At 61.2% G+C, this 13,377-nt stretch carries 10 protein-coding genes; 6 read left to right on the plus strand and 4 right to left on the minus strand.

Going from position 1 to position 13,377, the window contains the following annotated elements; translation table 11 throughout:
* Positions 1 to 113 precede the first annotated feature (113 nt).
* The 6 genes from GGC47_RS19665 to GGC47_RS19690 all read left to right on the plus strand — a co-directional run bounded on the left by GGC47_RS19665 (position 114) and on the right by GGC47_RS19690 (position 6,093).
* On the plus strand, positions 114 to 392 hold the full coding sequence (locus tag GGC47_RS19665; RefSeq protein WP_429068624.1) for a hypothetical protein: 279 nt from the start codon (positions 114 to 116) through the stop codon (positions 390 to 392).
* On the plus strand, positions 389 to 823 hold the full coding sequence (locus tag GGC47_RS19670) for a hypothetical protein (protein ID WP_429068625.1): 435 nt from the start codon (positions 389 to 391) through the stop codon (positions 821 to 823). Before GGC47_RS19665 ends, GGC47_RS19670 begins: the two co-directional genes overlap by 4 nt.
* 53 nt (positions 824 to 876) lie before the next feature.
* The gene (locus GGC47_RS19675; protein ID WP_429068626.1) at positions 877 to 1,347 is read left to right on the plus strand and encodes a hypothetical protein; all 471 of its coding nucleotides are present in this window, start codon (positions 877 to 879) and stop codon (positions 1,345 to 1,347) included.
* The gene (locus tag GGC47_RS19680) at positions 1,344 to 2,825 is read left to right on the plus strand and encodes a ThiF family adenylyltransferase (protein ID WP_429068627.1); all 1,482 of its coding nucleotides are present in this window, start codon (positions 1,344 to 1,346) and stop codon (positions 2,823 to 2,825) included. The genes GGC47_RS19675 and GGC47_RS19680 overlap by 4 nt, the downstream gene beginning before the upstream one ends.
* Positions 2,826 to 3,237: 412 nt before the next feature.
* Positions 3,238 to 4,329, plus strand: coding sequence for a HigA family addiction module antitoxin (locus tag GGC47_RS19685; protein WP_429068628.1), 1,092 nt, complete (start codon positions 3,238 to 3,240; stop codon positions 4,327 to 4,329).
* 564 nt (positions 4,330 to 4,893) lie between these two features.
* Entirely contained in the window at positions 4,894 to 6,093 is a 1,200-nt protein-coding gene (locus GGC47_RS19690) for a restriction endonuclease (protein ID WP_429068629.1), read from the plus strand.
* Here the strand turns inward: GGC47_RS19690 and GGC47_RS19695 are convergent.
* From GGC47_RS19695 to GGC47_RS19710, 4 genes are read right to left on the minus strand one after another with little or no spacing between them, the layout of a single operon-like run.
* Complete coding sequence (locus GGC47_RS19695) at positions 6,068 to 8,155, minus strand: AIPR family protein (RefSeq protein WP_429068630.1); 2,088 nt, start codon at positions 8,153 to 8,155, stop codon at positions 6,068 to 6,070. The two genes, GGC47_RS19690 and GGC47_RS19695, sit on opposite strands and share 26 nt — an antisense overlap.
* Positions 8,152 to 9,129 (minus strand): PD-(D/E)XK motif protein, encoded by a 978-nt coding sequence (locus tag GGC47_RS19700; protein ID WP_429068631.1) that lies wholly within the window; start codon positions 9,127 to 9,129, stop codon positions 8,152 to 8,154. Before GGC47_RS19700 ends, GGC47_RS19695 begins: the two co-directional genes overlap by 4 nt.
* On the minus strand, positions 9,126 to 11,888 hold the full coding sequence (locus GGC47_RS19705; RefSeq protein WP_429068632.1) for a Z1 domain-containing protein: 2,763 nt from the start codon (positions 11,886 to 11,888) through the stop codon (positions 9,126 to 9,128). Before GGC47_RS19705 ends, GGC47_RS19700 begins: the two co-directional genes overlap by 4 nt.
* A complete protein-coding gene (locus GGC47_RS19710) occupies positions 11,885 to 13,375 on the minus strand; it encodes an ATP-binding protein (protein ID WP_429068633.1) in 1,491 nt (496 codons plus the stop codon). Before GGC47_RS19710 ends, GGC47_RS19705 begins: the two co-directional genes overlap by 4 nt.
* Between the last annotated feature and the right edge of the window lie 2 nt (positions 13,376 to 13,377).

Genomic DNA, 13,377 nt, shown 5'->3' on the forward strand with positions numbered 1-13,377 from the left:
GAAGATTGAAAATGTCACCTATAAGGTAACATAAAATTTGACGAGCCGCTTTGACCCGGGTATGTCGGGAGTGTCGCCTTGAGCGACTCATCCCGGCCAACCAGGAGGTTCCGATGGCCAAGACGCTGAATGTGACGGTGACCTACCCGGCTGCGGGGAAACCGTTTCAGGACAAGAAGGCTGATCCCAGCGAGACTCTGGCGTCTCTCAAAGCTCGGGTTCTCGCCAAGTTTGGGCTCGAAGAGGGCGACGAAGGCGGCAGCCAGGTCACCTACATCTTGTTCAAGGGAAAAGACCGCCTTGAGGACCTTTCGTTGGCGCTGCAGCAGGTGGCCGGCAATGCTGCGGCGCTCTCGCTCAAGCTGAGCCAACAGATCGTTCAGGGCGCATGAGCGAGCTTTCGAAGCTCAACATGGACGACGACCTCGAAGAGGCGGCTTCGGCTCCCGATTCAGGTTTGCGGCGTCTGGAGCGAAAGGGCGACCTGGAAATTTGGGTCACCCTTTCGCCCGAGGGCAACGAGCAAGAAAGCTTCACCGCTCGGCTTGCTTGGCAAGATTACCCCGGCGACTGGCCGCCGAGTGTCCGCTTCGTCGATCCGTCGACTGGCAGGTCTGATGTGTCGGCTGCTTGGCCGACTGGCCCAAGTTTCCGCCCGCCCGTCGACATCTGCGCAACTTGGACGATGGAGGGCTACGCCACGCATCCCGAGTGGAAGGGCGACCGCTCCAAAAGGCTGCGGATCGGGGAAAACCCCCTCCTGCAGTTCACTCGAATTCTCCAGCACGAACTCGACTGCAATTTCCAGGGAAGGCATCGCTAATGTTCTCGATGACAACTCCTCTGCTCTGGCGGCTCCCGGCGGAAGCGCTGCGGATGTCGATTGCTGAGATGGCGCCAGACGGATCACGCGGCTGCGAGGGAGTCGCACTGTGGCTCGGCCGCCGGGTCGCGGGGATCGTGACCATCACCCATGTGGTGGGTCTTCGAGGCAGCGGCATCGTCAAGCGGCCGGACTACCTCTCGATCTCGGCGGAGTTGCTCGACGATGTCACCGATCTCGCCATCGAGCACGGGGTGTACCTTGCGGGGCAGGTTCACAGCCATCCTGGCACTTGGGTCGACCTGTCGGAGGCCGACAAGCGCTGCGGCATCCAGGCGCCCGGATATCTGTCGGTCGTGATGCCGAATTTTGCCCGTGAGCCATCGACGCCTCTGGCTCAGTTTGGATTTCATGTGTCGGCGCGTGGCGCATGGCGGCGGCTTTCGCCATTCGAGCGAAAGTGGCGCTTCGCTATCATCGATAAGCCGGCGCCCCTGCTCATTGCTGGAGACGCGGGCAAATGACCGGCGATCTCCGCTTCAGCCGTTTGCATGCCAGTATGCAGGAACTGGCGCCGTCATGGTTCGAACCTCAGCGGTTCGTGCATCAACCTGTGCTGCTCACGGGCGAGGCGGGCGTTCTCGCAACCGATAACGGGCGCGAGATGGCGTTGGGCGCGCTTTTACTCCTGATGCGGACGACAAAGTCGCTGACGGTTGCCCTGCCTGAGGGCTCAGACGTCCTTGAGCGTGAGCTGATGGACTGGGCGCGACGTCATGCCTGGGACGAAATCCCGAATTTCGTTCGCGCTCCTATTGATCCATCGCCCTTTGCCGCGGTTCTCTCGATCGGCGGGGAAGGTCGGAATGATCGTCCCTGGACTGTCATCACTTCGAATGGCTGGGTGCTGCGGGTAACGTCCACCGCGGAGCCGATCAGCCAAGCATGCGGCGTATCGAACCCCGTCGGGGCTTTTGCCGCAGCTTCGCTCGGCGTCGGGGAAGTGTTCAAGCGATTGATAAAGCTGCGAGACGATAAAGGGCAGCTTCTAAGCGGCTGCGTCTATTCGCTCTGGTCCTATCTGGAAGGAGACGAGGCAACCCCGAGCTTGCCCGACGTTCTGGATGTCGATGCTCTTGTCGCCGGGGGCGGCGCAATCGGGAATGGCGTTGTTCATCTGCTGACCCGCCTTCCTCTGGGAGGGAGCTGCCAGATCCTGGATCGCCAGACCTATGGCGAGGAGAACTGGGGCACGTGCGTGCGGGTTACAAGGCAGGGGGTAGCCGAGCACAAGGCCAGCTTTCTGGCCGGACTCTGCACCGGATCGTTCAAGGCAACCCCTATTGTTGGCGACATCGAAGACCTGTCGAAAACCTCGGGCTGGCGTGCCCCGTCGGTTGTCCTGAGCGGCTTTGACAACGTCGAGGCGCGACACGCGATCCAGGGTCTCTGGCCAGACGTGATCATTGACGGGGCCATCGGCCGTCGCCTCGAATGCCAGGTAAGCGCGCACCCCTGGTCCTCGACCGTCGCTTGCTTGAGATGCGTCTTCAAGGCTCCCCTCGGTGAGCCCGCCGAAGCCGTGCAGCAGCGCTTGACCGGGCTGGCCACCGCGGCACTTGCCGACTTGACGCGGCCGCTATCCGAGCGCGACGTCGAAGCCGCTGCACCGGAGCGTCGGCAGTGGCTCACGGAGCAAGTAGGCAAGCCGATCTGCTCCGTTTTGGGGGCTGCAAGCGCGCTGTCAGTTGATGCCGTCGAGGAAGGTTTCCGGCCGTCTGTGCCGTTCGCTGCCACCTTCAGCGCCTGCATGATGGTGACCGAACTGGTTCGCTACCTGACCACCGGCAAAGTCGGGGTTGAGCCGCGTTTCTTTTTCAGCCTCCTGTGGGGCCCTCAGCTTGGCGAGTTTTACCCTGAAGATCGCCATGAGGACTGCCTGTGCGTGAAACGAGCGGCGAATATAGATCGCTTTCGAGCCCGCCGATCGTCCGGTGAATGAAGCCAGTCACGAAGTTGCCAGGCTCCTGAAATAAGTGTCTCCTAACGCGTAACGATTCGAAATGAGCTGGGCACCGTTCAGTGGAGATTGGCTTTTGCGACGCGCGCCTTTGCGCGATTTTCAATAGCTACCAACTGCTTTGCGAGAGCTACGGCCGGGAGATCGCACGTTCGGTTGCTGTCCGCATGGGCCTGCTCTTGGCAGCGCCCAGTCTAGCTGCGGTACCACGCAAACCGCCGATCGGCCTTAAGGCCGGAGAAGGGACCTTCACAGTGAGCCTTGCCCAAGCTCGCCGACTCCGCTTCAAGCCCTCAAGCATAGGTGATCATACGTCGGTCGAGCTTGAGAAGATCACCGCTATCGAGATACTCGGAGTGGACGGGTGAGGCCGCTCAATCAAGGGGCGGAGAGCATGTCACAACGCCACCACTATCAGCCCGACTATGCAGTTTCGCCTGGCGAACTCATCCAAGATCAGCTTGATGTGCTCGAAATTTCGGGGCGCGAACTCGCGCGTCGATGCGGACGCTCGACCAAGCTTATCGCCGAGATCATAGCCGGAAAGGCTCCGATTGAGCCCGAGACCGCCCTTCAGCTGGAGAGGGTTCTGGAGACGTCGGCGTCGATCTGGCTTGGCATGGAAGCGAACTATCGTCTCCATCTGGCCCGTGTGAAGGAGCAGCCAGCGCTTGCTGAGCATCACGGATGGGCAAGCACCTTCCCACTTAAGGAGCTGTCTCAGCGCGGCCTGCTCGGCATCAAAAAGGATGCTGCAGCTCAGGTGCAGGAAGTTCTGAGGTTCTTCGGCTGCGGCAGTGTGGATGCCTGCCAGGAGCGCTTCAATGAGCTCGAAGCGGTGGCCTTTCGGCATTCCCCCTCGTTCGAAAGCAATCGAGCGGCGCTGCTTTCCTGGCTTCGGATCGGGGATATCCGCGCCGAGCATATCGAAACGCAGGATTACGACCGTGCCAAGTTTCTTGCAGCACTTAAGGAGGTTCGTAGCCTAACCGTGAAGCCTGTCGAGGTTTTCCTCCCTGAGATTAGAAAGCTTTGCGCTGATGCTGGTGTTGTATTTGTCGTTGAGAAACCTCTGCCCAAAGTGGCGTTGAGTGGGGTTTCGAGATGGCTTTCTCCGCGGCGAGCGTTAATCCAGCAAACGCTTCGGCATCTTTCTAACGATCACTTCTGGTTCACATTCTTCCATGAGTGTGCCCACCTCTTGCTTCACAGTCGCAAGTCGATATTTTTGGACGGGAAAGGCATGACCAATGTTGATCCCGAACTTGAAGCTGAGGCCAACGATTGGGCGTCGAATTTCCTGATTCCTTCAGACGCTTTGACCCGCTTCATCACGCGTTTCGCGTATGAAGAAAGCCAAGTTACAGAGTTCGCCGCAGAGCACGGAATTGATCCCGGTATCGTTGTGGGGCAATTGCAGCACAGAAAGGTTCTAGACTTCGGACAGATGAACCGCTTCAGAAAGCGATACGTCTGGGGCGAATAGCGCGCCGCTAGATGGCGGTCGCGCCTTTTCCGATTCCACGACTACCCACAGCTGCTTGTTCATCAACACTCGCGATTGCGCTGGCTAGCGGCCTCCTCGGGCGCCTCAGATAGTCTTCGTGTGCGGCTCGCGGCCCAAGCTCGGCCGAGGAACACACGCTCGAACCCACCACCACATCTGCTGCACTTGATGAACTCGGCTGGCTCGTCCAATCGGTGCAAGGGCAGTCCGCTTTCGGGCAAGGAGTCAGAGTCCGCTATTGGCGCGTTTCGTCCGGGAGCGCGAAGGGCGTTTCTGGCCCATTTCTGACGTCGGAAGCGTCCGGTTTTCGGACGGTGAACTTCAAATCGGCTGGGCTGCTGGAGCCGGCCCGCTCCAGCACTGGGAGGATGTCAGCAATCGAGATTTTTGACTCTTTTACCGTGCGGACGAGCGATGAATGTTGAGCGTTGATGCGAGTCGCCAAGCAAGCAGGCGGCAGAGACAGATCAAGGTGACGCGATGTAGGGATTCTGAAGATCCGAGCCCGGTTACGACGAAAACCTAAGATCAAGCGGAGAGCGGATGAAGACGGTCGCGGCAATCAATCTGAGAACAGCTGATCTCATTGTCGATGCCATTTACGAGGGCGGCCGCAAGGGCAATGCGGGTGACGACCCGCTGCCTCCCTTGATGAGGGTCGATATCCAGGGCGGCTTTCGATACCGGGGAAAGATCCCTGATCAGCTGAAGATGCTGGTCCTCGTCACGAGCATGGATGACGCGGACTGGCCTGACGCGATGGACCGGGAAACCGGCATCTTCACTTACTACGGAGACAACAAGAAGCCCGGCCGCGATCTTCACGATACGGGTCGCGACGGCAATCTGATCCTAAAGACGGTCTATGAGCACGCGCGAGCCGGCGGGGAAGGCCGTCGCAGGGTCCCACCCATCTTTCTGTTCTCCCGGATCGGCGTGGGGCGGGACGTACGTTTTCTGGGGCTGGCTGTGCCTGGCGCCAGTGATCTCGACGCGTCAGAAGAGCTGGTCGCCATCTGGCGGACTGCCAAGGGCGAGCGCTTCCAGAACTACCGCGCCCGGTTCACCGTCCTCGATGCAGCCGGTGTCTCAAGGGCATGGATCGACAGCATCATTGGCGGTCAGGCGGATCATGTGCTTGCGCCGGAGGCATGGATCACATGGCGGGAGACAGGCCGGCGAAAGCCGCTGCTTGCCGCCCGGACGCTGGAATATCGCACCCGGGCCGAACAGCTGCCGATGGATCCGGAAGGGAAAGCGATTATGGACGTCATGCGTTCGCATTTCGCGGGCCGTCCGCATGCCTTCGAGCACTGCGCGGCTGCGCTGGCCCGCCTCATGATCCCGGACATTGCGGAACTCGATGTGACGCGGCCGTCCCGTGATGGTGGCCGGGACGCCGTCGGGCAGCTGCGCGTCGGCAACGGACCGGGCAGCATCCTGGTCGAGTTCGCTCTCGAGGCTAAATGCTACACCCCGCCGACCGCCGTCGGTGTCAAGGCCATGTCGCGGCTGATCTCGCGCCTGCGTCACCGGCAGTTCGGGGTCCTGGTGACGACCTCCTGCGTGGATCTGCAGGCCTACAAGGAGATCAAGGAGGATGAGCATCCCATCATGATCATCGCAGCGACCGATATCGTCGAGCTGTTGCGCCGGAATGGTCGTGGCTCCGCAAAGACGGTGGCGTCCTGGCTTGCGGAGACGTTTCCCGCAGACGTCAGGCCTGAAGCGCCTCGTCAGTGACCTGAGCGGGCAGTCCCGTATTGATCAGTCCAGCTTTTTCGACTGCGGACATCGCATCGAGAGCCGGCTTGGCCTGCTTGGCTGACGGCTTCTTCTCCCAGCCCCCGGCGGCATAGCCGGCCAATGTCCGGCAGATGCCCGCGACCTTCCAGTGGATGACACCGCTCTTCTGTCCGCGCTCGGCGACCTCCAACCAGACCGCGCTCGGGATCTGCATGCAGCGGGCGATGCGTTCGTAGTCCACGACCGAGACATTGCCTGCCGCCGGCATCATCGTGACGTCGCCGTCGGCCTCGACATAGGATAGTTCGGGCGGCAGTGGCTCGACGAGGGCAGGGAGTCTGGTCTGGATGTCCTTCCAGCAGTCGGGCTTCTTGAACCACTCGCTGGGGTTAAGCTGCCCTGCTGACTCCCGAAGAAGAACGTCGATCTGCGGCGCCCATTCTGCAATCAGTTGCTCCAGTTCGGCGCTGATTGCCTGCCTTGACCACAGCCGGTCGAAGTCGATGCGGCCACCGGTCCGGTGCGAGAGCGCGGTCACCACATGGGCGGTGATCTGCGCGCCATAGGCCGGAAACTTCATGCTCTTGATCTTCTTTTCGGCTGCGCGATAGAGCACCGCGATCGCGATCAGACGCTTGAACCACGTCTGATCCGGCGGTGGAGGCGGTTCATCCTTGAGCCGTTGCATGAAGCTCTGGAAGTTCTTCTGTCCGCCCAGGCAGACCTTGTGGGGGATCCCCGACCAGGCGGTGAGGTAGCGCGCGACGTCGAGCTTGCTGAGGCGCCGCTGCTTGGGGGTCTGCTGACGGAACGTCTTGTGTTCCGTCTTGCGATAGGCGGCCTTCTGCTCGGCGGCGAGATACGAGCCGCGGGCGCGTTCATAGAACCACCGGCTCTTGCCGTCATCGAGCCAAGTCGTGTTGGCCAGCTCCTCGATCTGCTGATGGAAAGGGTCATTTGCGGAGAAGTCCGCGAGCTGCACCGTGTTTTGGCGGTTGGCGGCCCGGGAGATCGAGGAGACCATCTCGCTCAGATCGGCGCCGCCGACCTTGATGATTTTCACCGGCACAGCGACGTGATCGAGCTTCAGGCTGTCCTTGCGGCGAGCTCTGTGCAGAGAGGCTGTCGTCTGGCCGCCGTTGACGATCTGCAGGCCCTTGAGGGAGCGGATTTCCAGATTTCCTGTAGCCCCCTGGGCCACGTCCAGCTCGTCTACCGTGGCGACGATGCCGTTGTTATAGGCAAGGAACATCGATGGCTGCTCCGCGATGGTGCGCCGGAGTTCCGCGTTCACGCTCTTGCGGCCCTGAAGGCCCAGGAAGGCACGCACGTTCAGCTCAAGGAGCCGGACGCCATAGCGCTCATAGACCTGCGAGAGGACGTCGCCGGGCAGCACCGCCAGATAGGCGTCGTAGTCGTCATTCTGCGCGGGCACGTGAAGGCAGGGGATGCCGCCGCCGGTCAGCGCCTGGAGATCGACGGAAATGTCCGCACGGGTTTCGCCTTCACCGAGGACGCGGAACAGCCGCACGACGTCGTAACCGTCGTATTCGATCGGCTTGCCGCGCCATTCCGTGGGCGGCGCGATGTTGCCGATGATGCCGTCGGTCAGGAGGACGATCCGGATCGCCGTGAGTTCAGCGGCTCTGGTCTCGATCAGGCGGGCGAGATCGCTCGCATCCGTGTTTGCGGGTTCAAGCTGCGACGCCAAGCCGTCGACGCAGGCGCTGGCGAAGCGCAGCGCGCGCTCAAGCGCTTTCGTCGCATCAGAGGCGGGAATCTTCGCGGACGGCAGGACGCCGGAATAGATGGTCGTGAACAGATCCAGGCGAAGACGGTCCTCGTCGAAGGCGTAGCCATCGATGCGGTACGCTGCGTTCTTGACCCGTCCTTCCTGATAGAGCGGGATGGTTGCTTCGAGGTGCCCGGCTTCCTCAAGCCGCTCCAGAACGAGCTGGGTGAATACCTCCTGCGAGAACGGGGTGTCGTCCTGCTCCGCAGCCTCTTCGACCTCGTCGACGAGCTCTTTGGAGAACTGGGCGATCGGATCTTCGGTCATGGCTGGCCTCCTTGAATGAATGCCTCAAGGACGGGATCCAGATCTGCGGAGAATGCGGTGAGGGCACGGACTTCAAGCTTGTAGGTTGCATCGGTGATGGCGACCGGCAAAGCAGCGCGGGTCAGCCGGGGAAAGGTATCGGAGACGGTATAGGCATCGATCGAACGCAGCTGGACGCGTGGCGCCGATCGGGCTGCGTCATCGTCCGGCATGAGCCCGCGACGGAGCAGGGCGTTTTCAAAGGAGCGACGGACAGCGTCGTCGGGAAGCGTGCCTGCCACAGCCTCAATGAGGTCGCGCAGGCATCGGCCGCGCGGCTCTTCGATCAGTCTGACATGGAGTAGATCGAGCGCCCGGAGGCCGGCGGTGTCAAGCTGATCGAGGGCCGAGATCGTGATGACGGGCGAAGGGCCAACCCCGGTCTTCACCTCGAGGGCATGCCCGCCGCGCAGAAAGTCATGCAGCCCGTCGTTCGGAGACTGCCACAACGGCAGGCCGTGATTCTCTGCAGCCAGGATACGTTCGAGAACGAGCAGCTCGCCGATGAGTCCGATCGTTTCGGGTTTTGAAAACCCGTCGCGCCGGTCGCGGAGGAACTGCCTCCAGGCGTCCAGCCTAGCCAGAAATTGACCGAGCTCGGCGCCGGTCTCTGCCGCAGCGGCCGCCGAGATGACGTCGGCACAGATGGTCGAAAACAGATCCCGTCGCGTCCCGTCCTCAAGGGAAAGAACCAGGAAGGGGCCTGCATCATCCCGGATCGGGCTTAGACGCATGCCTCCGAGTTCAAATAGGGCATCAGGCACGGGCACTGCGGGAAGCATGAGACAAGGCGCACCGTCTGCCGCGCGCATGCCCGCCCGGATGGCGAGGGGCGCATCGGGGGCGACCAGTCTACTCCGGAATTCCCGCGATTTCGGAGCTTCGTGAGCGAGAGCATCCCAGGCGGCAGTCAGCGCGTCCAACCAGTCGCTCATGTTTCCTCGCGCTGAAGAACGCTGTTGATGCGGTAGACGCGGTCGTCGGCGGCCTGGCTGTCCGGGAAGCTTACGACCAAGCTGATGACGGCCCGCTCGGTCCTGTCGACCTTCGCCTCGTCAGGATCGATCGGATAGATGATAAGCAGGCCGTTTTGCGGCCGGGTGCCGCGGACCTTGCGGATGAACTGTCCTGAAGGAACGTCGGTCGGCGGCTTGCTGCGCGACGCGCGCTCGCTGTTGGTCGCCTGGAGCGCCTCGTCGAACTCGGTGTCTGTCAGATCGATGGCCTGATCAAGCGGGCTGAGTGCGGTCCCGATGATGAAGCGGTCGCCTGGAAGGGGCTGCCCCTCCTGGGGATCCCTGGGCGTACGCAGAATGCAGTTGCGAGTGCGCCCGGCGATGGTGACTTCCTTCTCGCGTCCTGTCGCGAGGTAGACGCTCCAGTCGGTTAGCTCTCCCAGCTTGAGCTGTTCCGTGATGTAGGAGGCCAGCTTGTCGCCGACGACCTGATCGCTTTCGGGTGGGAACGTCAAATTGCCGAGGAAATCGGCAACGTCACGTCCGGCCACCCCTGTCCATAGGGTACCGAGAGCCTTCCTGTTGCCAGGACCGGGTCTGCGCGGATTGTCGATGCCATTCCCAAGGCCGAGGATGAAGTCGTCCGTCATGTCCGCATTGCGCTCTATGTTGGCGCGATCACGGAACATGACCGTCTGCACCTTGCCTTCGCCGGCATAACTGCTCTGGCGCAACTGGGTGTGACGCTGCTTGTTCGCGGCAGTGATTTCGAGAACGTCGTGGACGGCGACCTTGAGGCCGAATTCCTTCGGCGTGGCTCTTCGCATGGACATGTCGAAAAACTGGGCACGGAGTTCCTTCTGGGCCGTTGCGACGTAACGGAACCAGTCTTCCATGTCGGATGTCGTGAAAAGCCGGCACAGATCGGCAAAACCGCGACGGTAGCCGAACCAGCGTCCCATCTGCAGCAGACTGTCATACTGCCGGGATGTCCTGAGGAAGTAGCTGATCGACAGGCCTTCGAGCGTCAAGCCGCGAGAAAGCTTGTCACCACCGACGGCGATGAGCGAACGGCCGGTCTCATTGAATGAATCGTAGTCGATGTCCGTCTTGCTCTTGCCATTGGCGGTAATGACTTCGATCTTATCGGAACTGTCCGCCAGTTTCGCTCTGACCTGCTCCCAGGAAACGGGAACCGTATTCCGGCCGTAGATGGTCGTTGCGACATCATCGGTCGTCTTGATGTAGTCCTGATACCACAGGTCCCTGAGGCGGCTGAGTGTCTGATCATCGTCGTTCGAGATCATGGCGCGCGTAGCGTCCAGATGCTTTAGAACCTGCTTGTGAACCTTGGTATGAACGTCAACGAAGCGGGAAACGTGAATCAGCATCGAACTGTGCTTGCGATCCTGGCCGCGCGCTGCACGGGCGGCGCAGGTTAGGAGGAAGCTGTCGATGGCCTCCCTCAGGCTCGGCGGTATGACGTTCTTGCCGTTGTAGAACGGTCGAAGATGCCTGTCGTGCTTTTCGGGGATCCAGTTTTCTTCGGTCTGCTTAAGCGGCCGGATGAGGGGCAATCCGCTGTCGGCCTCGTCATTCGTCCCGAAGACGGCTGCAGGCCCGAAATAGTCGTCAGGCGGCGTCAGGGACACGAGGAAGGCGGAGGGGAACAGGTCTTTGCCGAAATTTATGGCCTTCCGCTCATCGTGAATGAAGATGTTGGCGAACGGCGTCGCCGTATAGCCGACATAGACGCGGCGATCGAATTTCAGCAGCAGTTTCCGGATTTCTCCGTTCACCCGCTTGGGTTCGTATTCTTCATCGAACGTACCATCGAGAAGAAGAGCCTGTTCCTTGGTGTCCACTGACGCCTGATCAGCCTCGTCATCGATGATCAGGGCAGGCGCCGCACGTGTGGGCGCCGAACGTCGTCCGATCCACTTGTTAAGATTCTCCAGGACCTTGGCGTTCTTCTTGACAACGATGACGAAGGGTTGGTCGATTGGCGAGAAATTTGCCTGATCGGCTTTCACTTGGCTGAAGTCGCCTTTAAGCGTGGCCGTCGTGAGACTGTCGACGTTCAGACCGGGGTTGAACTCGCCGACGCCGATCGGCCCATAGGGGTCCTTCGATTCCGGATTCGTGTCGCGACCGAGGAAATCCTGGTCGAACCGCTTCTGGGTCTGCAGGCGCAGAATGTTGTGCATGCCCGCCAGAATGATGATGATGCGGTAGCCGGCGTCGGCAGCACGGTTGACGACGCCCGCGTAGCTGGCCGTCTTTCCGGACTGGACGTCGCCTACCACGAGCCCGCGCCAGTCCCAGGTGCCCGGCCTGGAGGGATCTTCCATGGATTCGACGATCCGGGCAGTGCTCTGGATCAGTTCGATGATGGAATCTTCGGCCCAGCCGTCCTCTTCCAGTTTCTTCAGATAGCGCTGCATGAACGGGCCGGGCTGACGCCGCGCACCGACATACCATTGCGCCGGCCTGTCTGAATCCTTGTCCTGAAGAACCAGCGCGGGGCCCTGCTCGGTGACGAATATCGTCAGCAGCAGGCGTGCCGCTGCGTCGATGTCCTCCGGGCTGACCAAGTTCTGGCTCAGTGTGGAATATGCAGGTGCGAGTAGCTGCAGCGCCTGCTGGATCACATCTTCCGTAATCGTCTCGCCCGCATTTTTCCGCGACAGGAGGCTGCGTCTGGCTGTGTGTGAAAGGTCGGCAGCGATGTCCGTCACGGTTGATCCCCGAGTTTTCGTGTGAGTTCTTTCCTCAGGGCGCTGAGATCTCCGGGGAGATTGAGTAGAATTGTGTCGACCCGCTGCTCCAAAGTCAGCGTGGAAGGGAGGGTTCGGCCAAGTTCCGCCAGCTGATCCGAGAGTTGTTTTATCTCTTCGGCTCCAAGCATCGGCATCTCCGCTCCCTCGTTCTTCGACACGTCGAGCCAGATGCGCTCGACCGGTACGGTGCGTTCGATGAGCGAGAGGACCGCATTCAACGGCCGCAGACCTGGAGCAGCTTCGCGGCAGGCCATGATCACCGGATGGTCGCGATTGATCCGATAACGGTTTCCTTGTGGCCCCGGACTCGCGATCCAGATGGCCGGGGGAGCATGCGGAGAGCCACGCGTGCGAGGACCTTTGCCGCGAAAGGCGAACACTTCCCGGGCTTCATCCCGGCAGCGTGCCGCGATAGCTGTGAGCCGGCCGCGTACGGCTCCGGGCGGCCGAGCCTGCGATTTGCGGACATCGATGCGCCAGTCCCGATCCATGTTGGTCGGAAGATCGATCTCGATGCGTGCCAGCCGGCTGGTTTCATCGCGCGTCCAGGTACGAGAGCCACCTAGACCAAGCCAACTGCCTGCCACGAGAAGGCGGCTGCCCCGATAGACGTAGAAACCCTGCCGTGCTCCCCAGCCTCCGGGTCCGCCGGCCGCTAGGTACTCGGCTTCATTCGTGAAGCGATCACGGTGGGGGAGGACGTACGGCTTTACGGTGAAGAAGGAGCCCGAGTGCCGGACACGCTGAGACGGCATTTCCCGGGTTGCGGGATGCGTAGTTTGAAACGGGTCCCACGCCTTGACGGGACGACCGTTGAGGATGATCGCGATCCTGGTCGCATCACCGTTGATAAAGCGATGAAAGATCATCCCGAGATGAGCCCGGATATCGTCGAGCCGCAGGAAGAAAGCGTCCTTCTGAAGACCGAAAAGGCCGCTGAGCTCGTCGATGTCTTCCCAGAGAATGAGCGTGCCGCTGTCCCGGGCCGTCAGAGTCGATACGAACTTATGATCGGGCAGGTGGTCCGGGATGAGGGCAACCCAGCCGCGCTCATCCATGACGGCGACATCAAGCGTCATTATGTGGTCGGCGCCCTCTGATCGCGTGACTACGGTCATTCGGGACGACTGGGAGAGCGACGCGGTCTTCATGCCCATTCCGAAACGGCCAAGATCCGATGACTGACGCTCGCAATCTGGACCTCTTCCGCCAAGGCGCAGCGCTTCGGCCAGACGTTCCTCGCTCATGCCGGAACCGTCATCGAGAACGGCTGCCGAGGGGCGGCCGTCATTCCACTGGATGTCCAGTTCGATGGTCCGGGCACCTGCGGTGATGCTGTTGTCGATCAGATCCGAGAGCGCGGCTTCCGGCGAATAGCCGAGGCCTCGAAGGGAAGAGATGAGCGCCGCCGGTCTCGGAGCAATATCGACGGTGCGCTCGGACATGC

This window comes from Allobosea sp. OAE752 (genome assembly GCF_050433265.1).
Lineage (GTDB): Bacteria > Pseudomonadota > Alphaproteobacteria > Rhizobiales > Beijerinckiaceae > Allobosea > Allobosea spartocytisi.